This window comes from Streptomyces pluripotens (assembly GCF_000802245.2).
Taxonomy (GTDB): Bacteria; Actinomycetota; Actinomycetes; order Streptomycetales; family Streptomycetaceae; genus Streptomyces; species Streptomyces pluripotens.
On sequence record NZ_CP021080.1, the window covers coordinates 3,288,183 to 3,307,789 of the forward strand.

Below are 19,607 nucleotides of genomic sequence, written 5' to 3' on the forward strand. Positions count from 1 at the left end.
GCACACGGCACCACCGGCTGCCTCATCGCGCGCCCGGAGATCCCGGGTCGGAAGCGGTGAGGGCGGCGGCCGGCAGACCGGACCGCTGGCCGTCCAGACCCACCTGGGCGATGCGGACGCCCAGTTGAGTACGGCTGGCAGCGCCGAGCGTCTCCGACAACCGGGCGATGTGGGCACGACAGGTACGGACACTGATACCGAGCCGCTCGGCGATCACCGCGTCCTGATGGCCCTCGGCAAGCAGCGCGGCGATGGACTGCTCGCGGTGCGAGATGCCCTCGATCCCGGTGTCGGGCAGCGGCGCGGTCAGCGGGATCGCCAGCCGCCACAGGCGCTCGAAGACGGTCACCAAGTACTCGACCAGGGCCGGATGGCGCAGTTCCAGGGCGATCGTGCGGTCCGTGTTCGCGGGGATGAAGGCAACCGTGCGGTCGAACAGGATGAGGCGGTCGATGACCTCGTCGAGGGTACGTGCCTCGACCGCGTCTCCCATCAACTCCAGGTAGTTGAGCAACCCCTGCCCGTGCCGGGCCACATGCGTGTACAGGTCGCGCATCCGCACGCCCCGGCCGCGCAGGGCCAGCGCCCGGTGCAGTCCCTCGGTCAGTTCGGCCTCCCGTCTGATGCCGCCCGGCTGCACCGTGAGCACCTCGGTCGTACACGCTTCGGTCGCCTCGTCCATCGCGGCCTGGATGCGGGAGAGCCCGTCCAGCACCCGGATGGCGCTGCCCTCGGCCGGCCCGGCAAGGGTGTTCAGCCGCCGGCCGAGGTCCGCGTACCGCTCGAAGGCGGCCACCGCCGAGCCCACCCGCCGCTGGCTCTCACTGACCTCGTCGTAGACCCCGCGCAGCAGCCTGGTCATGACCTCCTGCGGGGAGGTGGGAACCAACCAGTCCATGTCGTCGGGGTCCGGGTGCAGCAGAGCCAGTTCCATCAGGCAGGGCACCGACTCGGCGTCCGTGCGCGGCACTCGTCCCCGGCGCACGGCACGGGAATACACGCGGTCCCCGGCCTCGCACAGCCGGTCGGCACCGTGCGGATGCTGCTCCGCCCCACGCCCGGCCATTGCCCATCCCACCCCCGGTGTGCTGCCACTTCCGCAGCGCAACTATGCGCGGCACCGACTGGGTCCGCAACACGGCTCCCCACGCGGCGCCCGCCGCAAACCACCGTTATGGCCGGGTATCATCCAGGCTCCGCGCCTCGCGTTGCAACAACGTGAAGGCCGTGCGGACATGACCGGGGCATCGTTGCTCCCGCCTCCCACCAGAGCCCGGCCCCCGGAGCGGCAATCGGACGCCCCCGCCCCGCAGGGGGCCGGCGAAGGCGGGTGGCACGACGCTCCGGGAAGGCCGCCGGGGTCAGTGAACGCCACACGGCCGCGAGCCGTACGACGTCACGTCGTACGGCTCGGTGCCCGTGGTGGGTCGTGGCTACTTCAGGCCGATCGCCGCACACGCCGCCTTGTACTTGGCGGTGCAGATGTCATCGATGGTGTAGATGCCGTCCGCGACGACGGTGTCCTTGATGGTGCTCTTCGTCAGCGCGCTCGGCTGCACCAGCTTGGAGGGGATGTTCTTGGTGGTGGGGCTGTCGACCTTGTCCTGGGTGAGCGCATCGAACTGGATGTCCCTGCCCTGGATCCTGGCGACGGCCATCTGCGCGGCGGCATCGGCCTCGTCCGGGTAGGACTTGTAGATGCTCATGTACTGCTCACCGGTCACGACGCGCTGGACCGCGTCGAGTTCGGAGTCCTGACCGGTGATCGGGGGCAGATGGGTGACGCCGGCCGCCCTCAGGGCCTTGATGACGCCGCCCGCCATGCCGTCGTTGGCGGCGTAGACGCCGGCGATGTTGTCCTTGCCGATCTTGGCGATCGCCTTGGTCATGTTGGCCTCGGCGTTCTCCGGCTTCCAGTCCGTGGTGTCGAAGCTGTCCGCGATCGTGACCTTGCCGTTCAGCTCGGAGAGCGCACCCTGCTTGAACTGCTTGGCGTTCGGGTCGGTGGGGGAGCCGTTCATCATGACGATCTTGTCGGAGGTGTCGACGTTCGGCCCCAGGGCCTCCAGCAGGGTGCGGGCCTGCACTTCGCCGACGAGTTCGTTGTCGAAGGAGATGTAGGCGTCGATCGGACCCTCGGCGAGGCGGTCGTAGGCGATGACCGGAATGCCCGCCGCCTTGGCCTTCTTCACCCCGCTGGCGATGGCGTGCGAGTCGACCGCGTCGAGCAGGATGACGTCGACCTTGTCGTCGATCATCTTCTGCAGCTGCCCGGCCTGCCGGGAGGCGTCCGCGGCGGCGTTGGCGTACTCGACCTTGCCCTGCTTCTTGGTGAGTTCGGCGACCTTCTTCTTGATGATGGGGTAGTCGAACTTGTCGTAGCGGGTGTTGGCCTTCTCCGGCAGCAACAGGCCCACCGTGATGTCGTTGCCCTTGGTCGGGCTCGCGCTCGCGCCGTCCCCCGCCGCGTTCAGCACGCCACAGCCGGCGAGCGAGAGGGTCATCGTGGACGCGGCCACGGATAGGGCGATACGACGCATTCGAGGGCTCACTTCAGGTGCGTTCCGGACGTGGGTGGTGCTATACGGCCTAGGTGTCTGAAAAGACAACGCGGAGGCCACACCCGGCGTCAAGGCGTCTCACTTAACGAGTCCGCAACAGCACGTTCCGCTGCCCCCGCAAACCGCCCGAAGAATCGCCTTCAAACGCCCTTTACGGACGCTTCATTCAAGAGGACTCCATGACGCGGCAAAGAAAGAGGTTCGTTCAAACAGCCGAATGAACTCAGCCATCCTCAGCTCATCCGCCCCGCGGTGCGCCACGGTCTCCCGCAGATCCCCCGCCCCGTCCCGGTGGTACGGGAAGACGGGCGGCACGGCCGCCCCGAGGGGCTCCGCACCCGCCCCGCCGGCCATCGCCCGGACGATGCTGTGCCGGTCCGCAGGGCTGTTGCCGCACGAGGCGACCGCTCGTCCGCGTACCGTCCATCCGCCGGCCTTCCCTGGCTCGCTGACCACGCGTCGGACGCGCCAGCGCCTCTCCGGTGGCCTCCCGTGCGGGCCGCGGAGGCGTTGCACGGAGGAGCAGCCGCAGTACGCCCGCACCTGCACGCCCCACAGCCCCCTCGTCCCGGCAGGCGTACGGGGAACGGCGAGGGCCCGCAGGCGGCGGACGCCTACGGGCCCTCGGGGGGACTCAGCCGCGGTCAGTCGGACTGCTGGCGCCGCTTCGGCCGCCACACCACCAACGCGCTGGTCCGCTGCGCTTCCTGGTACGGGACCAGATCACGACGGTAGGAGGCATGGACGGCTGCCTCACGCTGCTGCATCGCGACCGCCGCGCCCTCCACCGCCGACTGCAACTCCGCGACACGGGCCTGCAGCGCGGCGACCTGGTTCTCCAGTTCGATGATCCGCTTGATGCCGGCCAGGTTGATGCCCTCGTCCTGCGACAGCTGCTGCACCTGGCGGAGCAGCTCGATGTCGCGGGCCGAGTAACGCCGCCCCCGGCCCGCGGTGCGGTCGGGGGAGACCAGGCCCAGCCGGTCGTACTGGCGCAGCGTCTGTGGATGGAGCCCGGACAGCTGGGCCGCCACCGAGATGACGTAGACCGGGGTCTCCTCGGTCAGCTCATACGGGTTCCGCCGACGGCCTGAAGTATCCATGGGGGCTCTCAATCTCCCTTCGCGGCCTCGAACAGCTCCGCCCGCGGGTCCTCGCCCGCGGTCGCCTCGCGATACGCCTCCAGCGCGTCACGAGCCTTCCCCGAAAGGTCCTTGGGGACACTCACCTCGACAGTGACCAGCAGGTCGCCACGGCTGCCGTCCTTGCGGACCGCACCCTTGCCCCGCGCCCGCATCGTACGGCCGTTCGGGGTGCCGGAGGGCAGCTTCAGGGTGACCGCCGGGCCACCGAGGGTCGGTACGCGCACCTCGCCGCCGAGGGTCGCCTCGGCGAACGTCACCGGCACGGTGACGGTGAGGTTGTCGCCCTTGCGACCGAACACCGGGTGATCGCCGACGTGCACGACCACGTAGAGATCGCCCGCCGGTCCGCCCCGCTCGCCGGGCGCGCCCTTGCCGCGCAGCCGGATGCGCTGCCCGTCGGTGACGCCCGCCGGGATGCGGACCTGCATGGTGCGGGACGACTTGGCGCGCCCGCTGCCCTTGCACTCCGTGCAGGGGTGCTCGGCGATCAGGCCGCGGCCCTTGCAGTCGGGACAGGGGTCGGTGAGCGAGAACCCGCCGCCCGAACCCCGCGCCACCTGCCCGGTGCCGACGCAGGTCGGACACACGCGCGGTGTGCCGTTCTTGTCGCCGGTGCCGGAACAGGCCTTGCAGGGCGCCTGGGAGGACATCCTGAGGGGCACCGTGGCGCCCTCGATGGCCTCCGTGAAGCTCAGCGTGACCTCGGACTCGATGTCCTGGCCGCGCCGGGGCTGGGTACGCGCGCCGGCGCCGCCGCCACGATTGAACAGGCCCCCGAAGACGTCCCCGATTCCGCCGCCGAAACCGCCGCCCTGGGCACCGCCCTGGGCACCGCCTCCGAAGAGGTCGCCCAGGTCGAAGTTGAACGAGCCGCCGGCGCCCGGTCCGGGGCGGAAGCCGCCGTTGCCGAACAGGGCGCGTGCCTCGTCGTACTCCTTGCGCTTCTTGGGGTCGCCGAGGACGTCGTTCGCCTCGGAGACCTCCTTGAAGCGCTCCTCGGCCTTGGCGTTGCCCTTGTTCGCGTCCGGGTGGAACTCGCGGGCGAGCTTCCGGTACGCCTTCTTGATCTCGGCCTCGGTGGCGTCCTTGGGGACGCCGAGGACCTTGTAGTAGTCCTTCTCGATGAAGTCCTTGGTGCTCATCCTCGACGTACCCCCTTTCCGTGGTTCCCCTCGGTGTACACGTCAGCCCTCGTCCGGGCCACCGTTCTCCTTGTCCTCGGCGGAGCCGGGTGCCGGGGTGCTCTCCTCGGCGTCCTCGGCCTTGACCGACTGTGTGCCGGGCTGCGGTTCGGCGACGGCCACCCGCGCGGGGCGGATGGTGCGCTCGCCGATGCGATACCCGGGCTGCAGGATCGCCACGCACGTGGTCTCCGTGACATCCGGCGCGTAGCTGTGCATCAGGGCCTCGTGGATCGTCGGGTCGAAGGGCTCGCCCTCCTTGCCGAACTGTTGCAGGCCCATCTTCGCCGCGACGGTCTCCAGCGACTCGGCGACGGACTTGAACCCGCCGACCAGCTCACCGTGTTCCCGCGCGCGGCCGATGTCATCGAGCACGGGCAGGAGTTCGGTCAGGAGGTTCGCGATGGCGATCTCCTTGACCGCGATCCGGTCACGCTCGACGCGGCGGCGGTAGTTCTGGTACTCGGCCTGGAGGCGCTGAAGGTCCAGGGTGCGTTCGTTCAGCGCCGTGCGCACCTGGTCCAGCTGGGCCACCAAGCCCGCGTCTGCACTTACGTCCCCGGCCGGGGCCGCCCCCTTCTCGGGAGCGGCCTTCGACTCGGCGTCTTCGGGGGTCGCGCCGGAGGGGACGTCGGGCTTCTCCTCGAAGCCCGGGGTCTCCTCCGTCACGCGGCACCGTCCTTGCGCTCGTCGTCCACGATCTCGGCGTCCACGACGTCGTCGTCAGCCTTGGCCTCACCGGCACCCGCACCAGCGGCCTGGGCGTCGGCGTACATGGCCTGGCCCAGCTTCTGCGAGACGGCCGCGACCTTCTCGGTGGCGCTGCGGATCTCGGCTGTGTCCTCGCCCTTGAGCTTCTCCTTCAGCTCGGCGACGGCGGCCTCGACCTCGGTCTTGACCTCGCCCGGGACCTTGTCCTCGTTGTCCTTGAGGAACTTCTCGGTCTGGTAGACCAGTTGCTCGCCCTGGTTGCGGGTCTCGGCGGCCTCGCGGCGGCGGTGGTCCTCCTCCGCGTACTGCTCGGCCTCCTGGCGCATCCGGTCGACCTCGTCCTTCGGCAGCGAGGAGCCGCCGGTGACGGTCATCTTCTGCTCCTTGCCGGTGCCGAGGTCCTTCGCCGTGACGTGCATGATGCCGTTGGCGTCGATGTCGAAGGAGACCTCGATCTGCGGGACGCCACGCGGCGCCGGCGGCAGACCGGTCAGCTCGAACATGCCGAGCTTCTTGTTGTAGGCCGCGATCTCGCGCTCGCCCTGGTAGACCTGGATCTGCACGGACGGCTGGTTGTCCTCGGCCGTGGTGAAGATCTCCGAACGCTTGGTCGGGATCGTGGTGTTGCGCTCGATCAGCTTGGTCATGATGCCGCCCTTGGTCTCGATGCCGAGGGACAGCGGGGTGACGTCGAGCAGCAGGACGTCCTTGACCTCGCCCTTGAGGACACCGGCCTGGAGCGAGGCCCCGATGGCGACGACCTCGTCCGGGTTCACACCCTTGTTGGCCTCCTTGCCGCCGGTCAGCTCCTTGACCAGTTCTGCGACGGCGGGCATACGGGTGGAGCCACCGACGAGGACGACGTGGTCGATCTCCTTGATGGAGATGCCGGCGTCCTTGATGACGTTGTGGAACGGCGTCTTGCAGCGCTCCAGCAGGTCCGCGGTCAGCTGCTGGAACTGCGCCCGGGTGAGCTTCTCGTCCAGGTGCAGCGGGCCCTCGGCGGACGCGGTGATGTAGGGCAGGTTGATCGAGGTCTCGGTGGACGAGGACAGCTCGATCTTGGCCTTCTCGGCAGCCTCGCGTAGACGCTGCAGGGCCATCTTGTCCTTGGACAGGTCCACGCCGTGACCGGACTGGAACTGCTTGACCAGGTAGTCGACGACGCGCTGGTCCCAGTCGTCACCGCCGAGGTGGTTGTCACCGTTGGTGGCCTTCACCTCGACGACGCCGTCGCCGATCTCCAGGAGGGACACGTCGAAGGTGCCGCCACCGAGGTCGAAGACGAGGATCGTCTGGTCGTCCTTGTCGAGGCCGTAGGCGAGCGCCGCGGCGGTCGGCTCGTTGACGATCCGCAGGACGTTCAGACCGGCGATCTCGCCGGCTTCCTTGGTCGCCTGGCGCTCGGAGTCGTTGAAGTACGCCGGGACGGTGATGACCGCGTCGGTCACCTTCTCGCCCAGGTACGCCTCGGCGTCCCGCTTCAGCTTCTGCAGGATGAAGGCGGAGATCTGCTGCGGGTTGAAGTCCTTGCCGTCGAGCTGGATCTTCCAGTCGGTGCCCATGTGGCGCTTCACCGAGCGGATGGTCCGGTCCACGTTCGTGACCGCCTGGCGCTTGGCGACCTCGCCGACGAGCACTTCACCGTTCTTGGCGAAGGCGACGACGGACGGCGTGGTCCTGGCGCCCTCTGCGTTGGTGATGACGGTGGGCTCGCCGCCCTCCAGAACGCTGACGACGGAGTTAGTCGTGCCCAGGTCGATGCCGACCGCACGTGCCATGGTTGATTCCTCCAACTGACTTGAGTGGAACAGGCTCAAGTGTGCACGAGGAGGGTGCTTCCGGTCAATAGACTTGAGTCCAGCCCGCTCAACTCTTATCCGTTCCTTACACGCAAGGCCCCTCTGACCTGCGTAGATGCCACCCGAGCGGACCGTGGAACAGGAACACGAAGGAGCACCAGAACGGCGGCAACCACCCCTCCCGCCACCCACAGCACCGCCCACTCCCCCATCCACCCGGTGTGCACGAGCACCCCGACGAGCACCGAGGAGAAGGAGCCGGCACCCAGCAGTACGACCGATCCCTGCGGGGTCAGTCCGAGCCGCCGCAACCGATGGGTGAGATGGTCGGGACCACGCCGGAGCAGCGGACGTCGCCCCAGCAGCCGGACGAGGACGACGAGGACGGCGTCGGCGAAGGCGACGGCACCGAGGCAGAACACCACCGCCACGCTTGACCCGATTCCGTACCCCGCGCGGGTGAGGACAACGGACGACGACAGCAGGAACCCGGTGAACAGCGAACCGCAGGCACCGAGCCCGATCCGCGCGGGATGCCAGTTGTGCATCAGGAAGCCGGTGAGGGCAGCGGCGAACACGCTCAGCAGCACGGCGAGCCCGTCCAGCACCTCGACGGCGGCACAGGCCCCCGCCCCGAAGGCGGTGATCACCCCCACGGTTCCGGCGAGCCCGTCGGCGTGATCGAGCCCCCTGAAGGCGAGCACGGAGAGGACGATCCACCCCACGGCCAGCACCCCGCCCAGCACGCCCGTCTCGTCATACGGCACGACACAGGCCGCGGCCACGGCCGTAGCGGCGACGAGCACACGCGCGCGCAGCCGCCACACATCGGCGACCAGCCCCAGCACGGCGACCGCGGCGGCGGCAGCCAGCAGCTTCGCGATCCCGCCCCCGAGCGGAGCGACCCGGGTCCACTGACCCGCCCATGCGACCAGACAGGTGACGGCCACCACGGCGAGCCCGCCGAGCACCGGCACGGGCCGCTGCCGGTGACGCCGCCGGTCGACGATGCCCGCCCGCAGCGCGGGCGCCCTGATCAGCGCCGTGAGCACGGCGGCGAGAAGGAGGGCGGCAGTGGCGGCGGCGATCCCATAGAGCACGGCTCTAAGGTAGGTGTAAATGTAGCAATTCGGTACGAATAACACGATCGGATTGCCCACCCCTGGAAAAGCAGTGAGGAAGGATGGGCATCCCGCTCCCGGGAAGGCGCCCCTCAGCGACCCAGATCACCCCGCGCCACGCTGCATCCGGACGGAAGATGGGGGTAGTCTCAGACGGACTGCATAAGTTACCGCTTAGTAATTTCGAGGCTGCCTCAGGAGCCCCCATGCAACTCGCCGCGATCATCGTGTCGCTGGTCCTGACCGTGGTCGGCGTTGCGCTGCTCGCCCGTGCCATCGGCCAGTTCGTCCGGTACTTCAGGCTGGGCCAACCCGTCCCCGCCGGCAGCCGGACCGACAATCCGTACCAGCGCAGTGTGACCTTGGTCCGGGAGTTCCTCGGCCACACCCGCATGAACCGCTGGGGGATCATCGGCATCGCCCACTGGTTCGTCGCCATCGGGTTCCTGACCCTGCCGCCGACCCTCGCCCAGGCGTTCGGCCAGCTCTTCCAAGCCGACTGGACCCTCCCGCTGATCGGCGGCTTCCTGCCGTTCGAGATGTACATCGAGTTCATCGGCGTCATGACGACCCTGGGCATCCTCGTCCTCATGACGATCCGGCTGCTGAGCCTGCCGTCCCGGCCGGGCCGCAAGTCCCGCTTCGCCGGTTCGAAGGCCGGACAGGCCTACTTCGTCGAGTACGTCATCCTCATCATCGGCCTGGCGATCTACGTCCTGCGCGGCCTGGAGGGCGCGCTGCACCACGTGGACCACTACGAGGCGGCGTACTTCGCCTCGTACCCACTGGTCATCGCGTTCAAGGGCCTGAGCACCACCGCGCTGCAGAACCTGGTCTACCTGGCCGCGATGGTCAAGATCGGCACCTCGTTCGTCTGGATGATCGTGGTGTCACTCAACACCAACATGGGTGTGGCCTGGCACCGCTTCCTCGCCTTCCCGAACATCTGGTTCAAGCGCAACGCCACCGGCGGGACCGCGCTGGGCGGCCTGCAGCCCATGACGTCCGGCGGCGAACCGATCGACTTCACCGACCCCGGTGAGGACGACGTCTTCGGCGTCTCCCAGGTCGAGCAGTTCTCCTGGAAGGGTCTGCTGGACTTCTCCACCTGCACCGAGTGCGGTCGCTGCCAGTCGCAGTGCCCGGCCTGGAACACCGGCAAGCCGCTCTCCCCCAAGCTCCTGGTCATGTCCCTGCGGGACCACGCACACGCCAAGGCGCCGTATCTGCTGGCCGGGGGCGGCAAGACGATGGAGGGCGAGGAGAAGGCCTCCGAGGAGCAGCTGAAGGACGTCCCCGCCACCGCCCTGGCCGAGGCCGAGCGCCCGCTGATCGGCACCGCCGAGGAGAACGGCGTCATCGACCCGGACGTCCTGTGGTCCTGCACCACCTGCGGCGCCTGCGTCGAGCAGTGCCCGGTGGACATCGAGCATGTCGACCACATCGTCGACATGCGCCGCTACCAGGTCATGATCGAGAGTGCCTTCCCGTCCGAGGCGGGCACGATGCTGAAGAACCTGGAGAAGAAGGGCAACCCCTGGGGCCTGGCCAAGAAGCAGCGGCTGGAGTGGACCAAGGAGGTCGACTTCGAGGTCCCGGTCGTCGGCAAGGACATCGAGGACCTCACCGAGGTCGAGTACCTGTACTGGGTCGGCTGTGCCGGTGCCCTGGAAGACCGCGCCAAGAAGACGACGAAGGCCTTCGCCGAACTCCTCCACATGGCGGGCGTGAAGTTCGCGATCATGGGCGGGGACGAGAAGTGCACTGGCGACTCCGCCCGCCGCCTGGGCAACGAGCCCCTGTTCCAGGAGCTCGGCATGGAGAACGTGGCCGCGCTCAACATGGCCTTCGGTGAGGACGACGAGGACGAGTCGACCAAGAAGCCCAGGTCGGCGAAGAAGATCGTCGCCACCTGCCCGCACTGCCTCAACACACTCGGCAACGAGTACCCGCAGCTCGGCGGCGACTACGAGGTCATCCACCACACCCAGCTGCTCCAGCACCTCGTCGACGAGGGCAAGCTGATCCCGGTGACCCCGGTCGAGGGCATCATCACTTACCACGACCCCTGCTACCTGGGCCGCCACAACAAGATCTACACGCCCCCGCGCGAGATCATCGGCAAGGTCCCGGGCCTCAGGAACGAGGAGATGCACCGCCACAAGGAGCGCGGCTTCTGCTGCGGCGCCGGCGGAGCCCGGATGTGGATGGAGGAGCGGATCGGCAAGCGCATCAACAACGAGCGCGTCGACGAAGCCCTCTCCCTCAACCCCGACATCGTCTCCACCGCCTGCCCGTTCTGCTTGGTCATGCTGACCGACTCGGTGAACGGCAAGAAGAACGACGGCAAGGCCAAGGAGTCCATCCAGGTCGTCGACGTCGCCCAACTGCTGCTCGACTCCGTCAAGACCCCGGTCGACCCGGCAGGCGAAACGGAATCGGAGAACGAGCCCGAGCCGGAACCGGTGCAGTAGCCGGCCCAAGCCGCTACGACCCGCTCAGACCCGACGGCGCCCCCCGCCCCGCACAGGCAGGGGGCGCCGCGGCATACGCGGGACCGGTTCAGCCCGACGGCGCCGCCGCGCATCCGAGCCGTCCTCGGCCCCTTCGCCGCTGAACGCCAGCAGGCTGCTCCCCGCCCCGACGAGGTAATCGGCCCTCAGGTTCGCCTGAAAATCAAACTCATGTACAACCCTTACATGTCCCCGCCGGTCTCCCTTCTGCTGACCGCCCCGTGAACCCGGGGACAACTCACGGCAAACGCGGGCAGTCCGCAGTACACCGACCCCGGATGCCCCGGGCATCCCACATATGCCGCAGGGAGAAACCCGCTTGCACAGCACCAGACGCATCGCCCTCGCGACGGCCGCCGCGGCCGCGCTGACGGGAGGTCTGCTCACCTTCGCCAGCACCCCCGCCATGGCCGCCGACTCCTTCAAGGTCGCGAAGGCCGACTTCAACGGCGACGGCATAGGCGACGTCGCCGCCTCCGCGCCCGCCGCCTACGTGAACGGCCACAAGGGTGCCGGCCAGGTCGTCGTCCTGTACGGCTCGGCCTCCGGCATCAAGTCCACCCAGCGCAGCACGATCAGCCAGAACACCTCCGGCGTTCCCGGCACCTCCGAGGCCGGCGACCGCTTCGGCGAAACCACCGCGTACGCCGACTTCAACGGGGACGGCATCGACGACCTCGTCGTCGGCACCCCCGCCGAGAAGGTCGGCACCGACGTCAACGGCGGCACCGTCGCCATCCTCTGGGGTTCCAAGAACGGCATCACCGGCAAGGGCGTCACCATCCACGACCCGGCCCCGTCCGCCCACGACTTCTGGGGCAAGAACCTGGCCGCCGGCGACTTCGACGGCGACGGCAAGGCCGACCTGGTCGTCGGCTCCTCCAAGAGCACCCTCTACCTCTACCGGGGCGGCTTCACCACCTCGGGCGCCTACGGCAGCCTCTCCACCGTGAAGCCGCCGATCCAGTCGGGCACCAACTCCTACCCCTACGGCCCACTGAACCTGACCGCCGGCGACGTCAACGGCGACGGCCGCACGGACCTCGTCGTGGACGGCTACGAGACCAAGACCGACTACGGTTGGAACACCAACTACTGGCTGCCCGGCTCCCCCAGCGGCCTGAGCGGCTCCTCCGCCAAGGCCCTGAAGCCGGGCATCATCACCGGCATCGGCGACATCAACGGCGACGGCTACGGCGACATCGTCAGCGGCGCCGGCTGGGACGGCTCCCTGGAGGACGGCACCAAGGTCCCGGACTCGGCCGACGGCGGCAAGGTGAACATCACCTACGGTTCCGCCTCCGGCCCGGCCTCCACCATCGGCATCACCCAGAACACCGGCAACGTGCCCGGCAAGTCGGAGAAGGGCGACGCCTTCGGCCACGAGCTCGACCTCGGCGACATCAACGGCGACGGCTACCAGGACCTCGTCGTCAGCAGCCCCGCGGAGGACATCAGCGGTGTCTCCAACACCGGCATGGTGACCATCCTGTACGGCTCCCCCTCCGGTGTGAACACCACCTCCGGCATGCAGTCCTTCCACCAGAACACCGCGGGCGTCCCCGGAAGCAACGAGGACAACGACCTGTTCGGCGCCGACGTCAAGCTCGACGACGTCACCGGTGACGGCAAGGCCGACCTGGTGGTGGGCTCGTACGAGAACGGCGGCAACGGCGCCGTCACCTACCTGCCGTCCAACGGCACCAAGATCACCACGTCCGGCGCCAGGTTCATCTCCTGCACGTCCGCCGGCGTCTCCACAGCCGGTGCGCCCCTGTTCGGCGTCAACTTCGCCGACTGAGACAGCTGAGCCGACCGCGCCGGACCGAGCACCGGCGCGCCGCCGCACGAGGGGGTGGAGCCGGGTCCACAGCACCCGGCCCCACCCCCGCCCGCCCCGCCCGGACCGCCCCACCCGCCCCGCTCGCCACGGCCGTCCCCGGCACGGCCCGGACAGCTGCCCGACAGCTCCCGGACAGCCTGCTGACGGCTCCCCCGGCAATCCCCTGATTCCTCCCCTGACGGTCCCTTAGGGGATGTCACAGCTGTGCCGCAAAGCCGCTCCGCGCACCCGGCTCCGGGCGCATCGCCTCCCCGGACCGGGTACGTTCGTTGACGTGGCTGGATTCAGGATCGGACGCGGGGGTCGGAACGACCGTGCCCCGCAAGGACAGCAGGCGCCGCAGGCCCCGTCGCAGGGCGGGCCCGGCCCGTCGCACGGACAGCAGGGGCCGTCGCCGTACGGACAACCCGCGGGACCGTCGTACGGACAGCGGAGCCCGTCGTACGGCTATCCGTCGACGCAGCAGCCGTACCCGCCGCAGCGGTCGTCGTACGGTGCCGGCGGCGCACCGTGGCCGCAGGCCGAGGACGGGCCCGAGTACTTCGGGGACGGCTACCCCGGCGGCCACCCCGGACAGGGCGGTGCTCCGGACCCGTACACGGCCAACAACCCGGGTCACACCCAGGCCTTCTCGGTCGACGACGCCGCCGGCTACACCCAGGGGCAGACCTACCACGCCGGCTCGGCCGCTCCGTCGGCCCCGCTCGGGCCTCCCCTGCACTGGAAGGAACTGCTGCGGGGGATCTTCCTCTCCCCCGACCAGACGTTCCTGCGAATGCGGGACTACACGATGTGGCGTCCGGCCCTCGTCGTCACCTTCCTCTATGGCCTGCTCGCCGTCTTCGGCTTCGACGGCGCCCGCAAGGACGCGATCAACGCCACGCTCTCCAACGCGGTCCCGATCGTCCTGATCACCGCCGTGACCATGGTGCTGAGCACCTTCGTCCTGGGGGTGGTCACCCACACCCTGGCCCGCCAACTCGGCGGTGACGGCTCCTGGCAGCCCACGGTCGGTCTGTCCATGCTGATCACGTCCCTGACGGACGCCCCCCGACTGGTGTTCGCCATGTTCCTAGGTGGCGACGCGGGCTTCGTCCAGGTGCTCGGCTGGGCCACCTGGGTCGCGGCCGGAGCACTGCTGACCCTGATGGTCTCCCGCTCCCACGACCTGCCCTGGCCGAAGGCGCTGGGCGCGTCCGCGATCCAGCTGATCGCGCTGCTGTCGATCGTGAAACTGGGCACGTTCTAACCGCTCGGGCACACACGGGTGTACGACCCACGCTCGTACACCCGTCCGCCCCCGTACGGGCGTGCATGACACGGGGGAAAGGGCCCCAGGCCTACCACAGCGAGATTCTCAGCGGCGAGAATGGCCATCCGGCGTCAACGGGTGGACGGTGCCATCGTCGTCATCGAAGCGGGACCGGCCGGCCGTGGTGTCCGGGCAGGACGCGCTGGCGCTCTGCCGGGCCATCTGGGCACCAGGGGAGCCCAGATGGCTGCGGGGAGATCGAGCCGGTCACGTTCCCGCGCAGGATGCTCGTGCAGACCTCCCCCGTGTCCACCGACGCACGGGGGACGGGAGCGTGAAGCGTGGAGGCCGCCAAGGAGGGCGTCCCGCACGGAACCAGGCCGCGGCATACTCGGCTGCGACTGAGGATGGCCCGCCCGTGGGATGCTCGTTCGAGGCGCCGGCATGGCGCCCTGCCGACAGCTGGCACTCAACGAACCGAGGATGCGTGGCGCACTGAGCAGCCGGCTCTTCGCCATCTCCTTCGACGCGCACCGGCCCGAGCGCCTGGCGCTTTTCTGGTCCGGCGTCCTGCGGCCGGCCTCTCACGGCGCAGTTGCCCGTAGCGCGTCGTGTAGACGTCGAGCGCTTCATGCAACGAGCACCCGAGGTGGTCGCGAAGCGCCTTGAGCCCACGATGATGCGCACAGCGATGATCTCGCCGTCCGCCACCTCTACGCCGTTGTCCTTGAGGCCCATGTGCAGAGATCAAGAGCGAGGGCTCTCGGAGGAGGCAAGGGAGCAGCAGGTTAGAGCGCTTCCCTGTTCTCCTTGATCGGCTCACCCGACCTACTGACTGGAGGCAAGACCGACCACGGGAAGTTGATCCATTCGTCGGTGCGCTTCCAGACGTACTCGCACTGCACGAGGGAGTGGGACTTCTCGTAGATCACCGCGGAGCGCACCTCGGCGACGGTGTCGAGGCAGAAGTCGCGCACGAGCTTGAGCGTCTTGCCGGTGTCCGCGACGTCGTCGGTGATGAGCACCTTCTTGTCGGAGAAGTCGATGACGTTGGGGACGGGCGCCAGCATGACCGGCATCTCCAGGGTGGTCCCCACGCCGGTGTAGAACTCGACGTTCACCAGGTGGATGTTCTTGCAGTCGAGGGCGTAGGCGAGTCCTCCGGCGACGAACACACCGCCCCGGGCGATGCTGAGCACGATGTCCGGCTCGTACCCGTCGTCGGCGATGGTCTGGGCCAGTTCCCGAACAGCGGTCCCGAACCGCTCGTACGTCAGGTTCTCCCGCACGTCACTCATGTCGTATCCGCCCTCACACCTGGGTCCGATGGAAACTCACGTAGGACCGCGAAGCGGTCGGCCCGCGCTGCCCCTGGTAACGGGAGCCGTAGCGCTGGGAGCCGTAGGGGAACTCGGCAGGCGAGGTCAGCCGGAACATGCACAGCTGGCCGATCTTCATCCCTGGCCAGAGCTTGATGGGGAGAGTGGCCAGGTTGGAGAGCTCCAGGGTGACGTGACCACTGAAGCCCGGATCGATGAACCCGGCGGTGGAGTGCGTGACGAGCCCAAGGCGCCCGAGCGAACTCTTCCCCTCCAACCGCGACGCAAGATCATCGGGCAGGGTGATGACCTCGTACGTGGAGGCGAGGACGAACTCCCCGGGGTGGAGGATGAACGGCTCGTTGCCCTCGGGCTCGACCAGGCGCGTCAGATCGGGCTGCTCGACCGAGGGGTCGATGTGCGGGTAGCGGTGGTTCTCGAACACCCGGAAGTAACGGTCCAGCCGTACGTCGATACTCGACGGCTGCACCATGGATTCGTCGTAGGGATCGATCCGTACCCGCCCGGCGTCGATCTCGGCCCGGATGTCCTTGTCTGAGAGAAGCACGTAGCGAGGATACGCAAGGCGCGCGGAGCCGTGACAATCGTGACGACTCCGCGCGCCCGGTGTTACCGCCCGACTACAGCGCGTCCGCCGCGCCCGGCGTGCCTTACCCCTCTTGCCTCTGGTCCCGGCCGGCCCCGGCCGGTCACACCACTACCGCTTCTGCAGGGCGACCGGCACCACACTGCGGAGCCGGGCACACCGCGGACACCTCATGAGCCTGCCAGGGCCGAGTCGCTCGGCCTGCTGCATCGGGAACGAAGCGGTGCTGAAGACGTGCCCGTCCGCGCAGCGGACGACGGTGCGTTCCATCAAGTCCCTTATGTCCCTTCCCCAAGAGCTTCGCCGGACATACTGGCCCGGCAACAAAAGCCACATTACGGGATCAAAGAGACGACTCTCCAGGCGGCGCTCCGGCCTCACCCGACCCCCCGCCCTGCCCCCAAGGTACGCCCCAACTCCGTTCAACCGCAGCCGGATCCCGCCCCTGAAACACACTCAGCTCCCGGGGCCTGAACATCGAGGGGGCACGATGATGTAAGGTAAGCAAGTGTCCGGGCCTCGACTCCCAGAGTCACTGTCCGTACTTACGCGGGTGTAGTTTAATGGTAGAACATCAGCTTCCCAAGCTGAGAGCGCGAGTTCGATTCTCGTCACCCGCTCCAGTGTGAAGGCCCAGGTCGGAGACCTGGGCCTTGTTTGTTGTGCGGCTTGTTCAGCCCTCGGGTGCCATAAACGCGCCAGATCCACCTCACAGGGATCCCGCACCAGTGGTGAAGCTCACCGGCGAGCCCATAGGTGAAGGAGGCAGGTGCTGACGAGCCAAGGGCGCGCCCAGAACGTCCCGGACCGTGTCCTGCCAATCTGGATTGCAGCCGGCGGCACTGGCCCGTCATATCACCAGGGCAGGGGTTCCGGGCGGCGGTCCCACCACCATCCGTGTGCCGAGGCGACATCCTTGCCGGGGAGCGGCTCCTTGCCGAGCAGGCCATCCGTGTCGTCGACTGTCAGGTCGGCGAAGAGGTCGTCCAGCGGCTCAAGAGCGTTCTGCAGGAGGACAGTTACGTTTGGGGGGAACTGATTGCGCAGCTGCTCCAACTTGTCCCTCGCTGAGAGACGCTCCATGTAGAGGTCGGCCGGATACCAGCCGGACGGCGCCCAGGCAGCTTCCATCTGGCGGACGAGTTTCTCCCAGGCGATCAGGGAACTCCTTGCCGTCCAGAACGGGGTTCCCGGGGTGTCGGTGTCCTCCGGGTACATGCGGTGCAGATGCGCGGCGAAGACGTCGCCAAGCGGGGTGACGACCTTTAGCTCGCGGACAACTTCGGGGATGCGCGCCACCGTGACGTGCGGGAGCCGGTCGATGGGTGCCTCGACCCTGTCGATCGTGTAGCAGGGTTCTTCGTCGTCGTTCTCGTACAGACGTGCCCGTGTGACGAGTCCGCTCTCCGTTGCCAGCCAGTACGCGCTCGGCAGCGCCTCCTCGGCGGGGAAGAGGATCAGGGCGCCTGCCGACCGGGCGAAGGCGGAAGCCAACTCTCGCTCAGTGGGTCGCGGCTGCACCGACTCATGGACATAGATGTCCAGAGACGTGGACACGTCACCCAGGACGCTCACCATCTCGCACAGCACCAGGGCATCCCAGTTGCGCAGGTCCTGGTCTGTGTCCTCGTCGGCGACGTCCACTTCCTGGACGCCCACATGCAGGCACTGCGCAAGTGCGGCCGTGACGGCGTCGAGGGTCAGGGGCTCCACGGTGAGGAGGTTGTACGTCATGGTGAGTAGGTCCCGTTGAAAATGTCCAGTGCCTTCTGTACGGCCTCTGGGTTGTTTGTGAAGCGCGGATTCCGCGTCAACTGTGGGGCTGCGCTGATATCGCCCTTGGCCTTGGCGATCTGCTGGAGGGCGGCGTATTCGTTCCGGTCGAGCTTGACGATGCCCGCGCCGCTGTCGGGGTACACCGTGCCCGTGTCCTCGACGCCATACGTGCGCCCCTTGACCTCGTAACGGCTGGTGGCGTCGTCCCAGGCGGCCTTGCCGGCCGCGATGTCGGCGATGTCCTGGTGGATGTCCTGCTCGTAGCCGCGAAGAACAACACTGTTGGCCTCTCTGACATTGCGGCCACTGTGGGCGGCCCCCGAGACAGTGTGCCGGGCGTTCGGGGGTCTGAGGGACTTACCGGCTGCGGGTCCTTCAACGCCGCTCACCGCAAGCCATGGCGACTTCCCCGCCCCGCTACCCCCGGCGTCGGAGCCGCTGATCCGCATCGCGTAGCCGTTACCCGCCGCGAGGTCACCAGTGGCTCCGCCGAGCTCGCCCGGAACTCCGGCGACGGCCATGCGAGGCCCGGTGAGATTGATATCGATACTGTCGAAGAAGCTCGTCAAGCCTCCGCTACGGACAGCCCTGTAGGTTGCACCCGCACCGCCGAAGCCACCGCCCAGAAGTGCGCCGTACACGCCGGCCTGGTGGGCCTCATCGAGGCTGAACCCACCCTTCTGCTCCCCCAAGGCGATGGACACGGGCTGGGTTACAGCGAGATCCACCGTAATGGATTCGACACCGGCGAAGGCTGCGGTGGCCAAGGTGGTGCCCGCGATGGTGGCGACCTCCTCGGTCACTGCGATGCCCAGGCCGGCGGCCATGTCCGCGACAGTGACCGCTGCCGCTGCTGCCGCGCCCTCCGAGACGCCCGCGGTGAAGATGGCCAGGGCGGTACCGGCGACGAGGGTGGCGCCGACGATCTCCAGCTCGTGTTCCAGCTTCTTCTTCGCACTGTGCACGGCATCCGCGTACGCGTCCAGAGCCTTGGCCATGTCGCGGGCGGCGTCGGCCAAATCCTTCAGCCAGCCATGCCCATCGTGGCATGTTCTTCAAAGGCCAGCCCGAACTACTCTTCGATCACCTCACCTGCCCCAGGACCCTCATGGTCTTCACCGCCGAGGAAGGCGCGGGAGCCCACTGCCACCCCGGCGCCAGGCGCCTGACCCAGGCCCGTATCTACGACTGGCTTGACGACACCCTCAACGTCACCACCGCCATCGCCTGACCCTCCCGGAAGGAAGAACTCCCATGGCCCGCACCGGTATCAAGGCCGCCCTCACCGACCTGCTCCTCAACGACGAGCTCACCCTGGAGGAGGCGGTGGAGCGCCACTTCACCCCCGAGTACCGCCAGCGCACGGACGGCGAATGGTCCAACCGCGCCGAGTTCCTGCAGCACATGGAACACCTGCGCGCCATCGTCGCCGGAGGCGAGATCGAGGTCCACGAGGAGCTGCACGACGGCGACAAGTACGCCGACCGCCACACCTGCCGCATGACCAAGAAGGACGGCTCGACCGTGACCATGGAGGTCTATGTCTTCGCCGACCTCGCCGCCGACGGCCGCTTCAACCGCATCGAGGAGACGACCCTGATGCTCCAGGGCTCCGACGCCGACCGCAACCTCGGCAGCGCCCGCTGAACACCCCCACGCCGCAAAGAGATCGCACACCGGCAGCACCAGCGTCGTCCGGTGATGGCCCGCCAGGGCCGGACATGTCGTGTCCGGCCCCTGTGCGCGGCCGCGACGACTCCTCTCGGCCGGCTTGCG

At 68.3% G+C, this 19,607-nt stretch carries 16 protein-coding genes and 1 tRNA gene; 6 read left to right on the forward strand and 11 right to left on the reverse strand.

What is annotated here, in order from left to right:
* Positions 1 to 22 precede the first annotated feature (22 nt).
* The 7 genes from LK06_RS14730 to LK06_RS14765 form a co-directional block, all read right to left on the reverse strand.
* Positions 23 to 1,066, reverse strand: coding sequence for a helix-turn-helix transcriptional regulator (locus LK06_RS14730; RefSeq protein ID WP_039650558.1), 1,044 nt, complete (start codon positions 1,064 to 1,066; stop codon positions 23 to 25).
* 367 nt (positions 1,067 to 1,433) lie between these two features.
* Positions 1,434 to 2,540 (reverse strand): sugar ABC transporter substrate-binding protein, encoded by a 1,107-nt coding sequence (locus LK06_RS14735; RefSeq protein WP_039650562.1) that lies wholly within the window; start codon positions 2,538 to 2,540, stop codon positions 1,434 to 1,436.
* 665 nt (positions 2,541 to 3,205) lie between these two features.
* Positions 3,206 to 3,664 (reverse strand): heat shock protein transcriptional repressor HspR, encoded by a 459-nt coding sequence (locus tag LK06_RS14745; RefSeq protein WP_039650565.1) that lies wholly within the window; start codon positions 3,662 to 3,664, stop codon positions 3,206 to 3,208.
* Between the two features lie 8 nt (positions 3,665 to 3,672).
* Complete coding sequence (gene dnaJ / locus LK06_RS14750) at positions 3,673 to 4,848, reverse strand: molecular chaperone DnaJ (protein WP_039650566.1); 1,176 nt, start codon at positions 4,846 to 4,848, stop codon at positions 3,673 to 3,675.
* A 42-nt stretch (positions 4,849 to 4,890) separates the two neighbouring features.
* The gene (gene grpE, locus LK06_RS14755) at positions 4,891 to 5,556 is read right to left on the reverse strand and encodes a nucleotide exchange factor GrpE (protein WP_039650568.1); all 666 of its coding nucleotides are present in this window, start codon (positions 5,554 to 5,556) and stop codon (positions 4,891 to 4,893) included.
* Positions 5,553 to 7,379: a molecular chaperone DnaK gene (gene dnaK / locus LK06_RS14760; protein WP_043434261.1), complete on the reverse strand. Its 1,827-nt coding sequence runs from the start codon at positions 7,377 to 7,379 to the stop codon at positions 5,553 to 5,555. The genes grpE and dnaK overlap by 4 nt, the downstream gene beginning before the upstream one ends.
* A gap of 95 nt (positions 7,380 to 7,474) precedes the next feature.
* The gene (locus LK06_RS14765; RefSeq protein ID WP_039650572.1) at positions 7,475 to 8,500 is read right to left on the reverse strand and encodes an MraY family glycosyltransferase; all 1,026 of its coding nucleotides are present in this window, start codon (positions 8,498 to 8,500) and stop codon (positions 7,475 to 7,477) included.
* A gap of 227 nt (positions 8,501 to 8,727) precedes the next feature.
* Here LK06_RS14765 and LK06_RS14770 point away from each other — a divergent pair, with 227 nt between their 5' ends.
* The 3 genes from LK06_RS14770 to LK06_RS14780 all read left to right on the forward strand — a co-directional run bounded on the left by LK06_RS14770 (position 8,728) and on the right by LK06_RS14780 (position 14,126).
* A complete protein-coding gene (locus LK06_RS14770; protein WP_039650575.1) occupies positions 8,728 to 10,995 on the forward strand; it encodes a (Fe-S)-binding protein in 2,268 nt (755 codons plus the stop codon).
* A gap of 337 nt (positions 10,996 to 11,332) precedes the next feature.
* Complete coding sequence (locus LK06_RS14775) at positions 11,333 to 12,835, forward strand: FG-GAP-like repeat-containing protein (RefSeq protein WP_174673877.1); 1,503 nt, start codon at positions 11,333 to 11,335, stop codon at positions 12,833 to 12,835.
* A 235-nt stretch (positions 12,836 to 13,070) separates the two neighbouring features.
* The gene (locus LK06_RS14780; protein WP_174673878.1) at positions 13,071 to 14,126 is read left to right on the forward strand and encodes a YIP1 family protein; all 1,056 of its coding nucleotides are present in this window, start codon (positions 13,071 to 13,073) and stop codon (positions 14,124 to 14,126) included.
* 791 nt (positions 14,127 to 14,917) lie between these two features.
* On the opposite strand, the gene LK06_RS14790 is transcribed toward LK06_RS14780, so the two are convergent.
* The gene (locus LK06_RS14790) at positions 14,918 to 15,427 is read right to left on the reverse strand and encodes a phosphoribosyltransferase (RefSeq protein ID WP_039653431.1); all 510 of its coding nucleotides are present in this window, start codon (positions 15,425 to 15,427) and stop codon (positions 14,918 to 14,920) included.
* Between the two features lie 13 nt (positions 15,428 to 15,440).
* The gene (gene dcd, locus LK06_RS14795) at positions 15,441 to 16,016 is read right to left on the reverse strand and encodes a dCTP deaminase (protein ID WP_039653433.1); all 576 of its coding nucleotides are present in this window, start codon (positions 16,014 to 16,016) and stop codon (positions 15,441 to 15,443) included.
* Between the two features lie 588 nt (positions 16,017 to 16,604).
* Between dcd and LK06_RS14805 the strand changes: the two genes are divergently transcribed.
* A tRNA-Gly gene (locus LK06_RS14805) sits at positions 16,605 to 16,678 on the forward strand.
* A 232-nt stretch (positions 16,679 to 16,910) separates the two neighbouring features.
* Here the strand turns inward: LK06_RS14805 and LK06_RS14810 are convergent.
* Both LK06_RS14810 and LK06_RS14815 read right to left on the reverse strand, forming a co-directional pair.
* Positions 16,911 to 17,789: a hypothetical protein gene (locus LK06_RS14810; protein WP_039653464.1), complete on the reverse strand. Its 879-nt coding sequence runs from the start codon at positions 17,787 to 17,789 to the stop codon at positions 16,911 to 16,913.
* Positions 17,786 to 18,850 carry a hypothetical protein gene (locus LK06_RS14815; protein ID WP_052318975.1) on the reverse strand — a complete coding sequence of 355 codons (1,065 nt, stop codon included), beginning with the start codon at positions 18,848 to 18,850 and terminating at the stop codon, positions 17,786 to 17,788. Before LK06_RS14815 ends, LK06_RS14810 begins: the two co-directional genes overlap by 4 nt.
* A 29-nt stretch (positions 18,851 to 18,879) precedes the next feature.
* On the opposite strand from LK06_RS14815, the gene LK06_RS14820 reads away from it, so the two are divergent.
* Both LK06_RS14820 and LK06_RS14825 read left to right on the forward strand, forming a co-directional pair.
* Positions 18,880 to 19,062 (forward strand): hypothetical protein, encoded by a 183-nt coding sequence (locus tag LK06_RS14820; RefSeq protein ID WP_039653466.1) that lies wholly within the window; start codon positions 18,880 to 18,882, stop codon positions 19,060 to 19,062.
* 23 nt (positions 19,063 to 19,085) lie between these two features.
* Positions 19,086 to 19,478 (forward strand): nuclear transport factor 2 family protein, encoded by a 393-nt coding sequence (locus LK06_RS14825; protein WP_039653468.1) that lies wholly within the window; start codon positions 19,086 to 19,088, stop codon positions 19,476 to 19,478.
* The last annotated feature ends 129 nt before the right edge of the window (positions 19,479 to 19,607 follow it).

Coding starts and splice junctions, on each gene's coding strand:
- LK06_RS14730 (WP_039650558.1), bottom strand. CDS start 1,066: ATGGCCGGGCGTGGGGCGGAGCAGCATCCGCACGGTGCCGACCGGCTG.
- LK06_RS14735 (WP_039650562.1), bottom strand. CDS start 2,540: ATGCGTCGTATCGCCCTATCCGTGGCCGCGTCCACGATGACCCTCTCG.
- LK06_RS14745 (WP_039650565.1), bottom strand. CDS start 3,664: ATGGATACTTCAGGCCGTCGGCGGAACCCGTATGAGCTGACCGAGGAG.
- dnaJ (WP_039650566.1), bottom strand. CDS start 4,848: ATGAGCACCAAGGACTTCATCGAGAAGGACTACTACAAGGTCCTCGGC.
- dnaK (WP_043434261.1), bottom strand. CDS start 7,379: ATGGCACGTGCGGTCGGCATCGACCTGGGCACGACTAACTCCGTCGTC.
- LK06_RS14770 (WP_039650575.1), top strand. CDS start 8,728: ATGCAACTCGCCGCGATCATCGTGTCGCTGGTCCTGACCGTGGTCGGC.
- LK06_RS14775 (WP_174673877.1), top strand. CDS start 11,333: ATGCCGCAGGGAGAAACCCGCTTGCACAGCACCAGACGCATCGCCCTC.
- LK06_RS14780 (WP_174673878.1), top strand. CDS start 13,071: ATGTCACAGCTGTGCCGCAAAGCCGCTCCGCGCACCCGGCTCCGGGCG.
- LK06_RS14790 (WP_039653431.1), bottom strand. CDS start 15,427: ATGAGTGACGTGCGGGAGAACCTGACGTACGAGCGGTTCGGGACCGCT.
- LK06_RS14810 (WP_039653464.1), bottom strand. CDS start 17,789: ATGACGTACAACCTCCTCACCGTGGAGCCCCTGACCCTCGACGCCGTC.
- LK06_RS14820 (WP_039653466.1), top strand. CDS start 18,880: ATGTTCTTCAAAGGCCAGCCCGAACTACTCTTCGATCACCTCACCTGC.
- LK06_RS14825 (WP_039653468.1), top strand. CDS start 19,086: ATGGCCCGCACCGGTATCAAGGCCGCCCTCACCGACCTGCTCCTCAAC.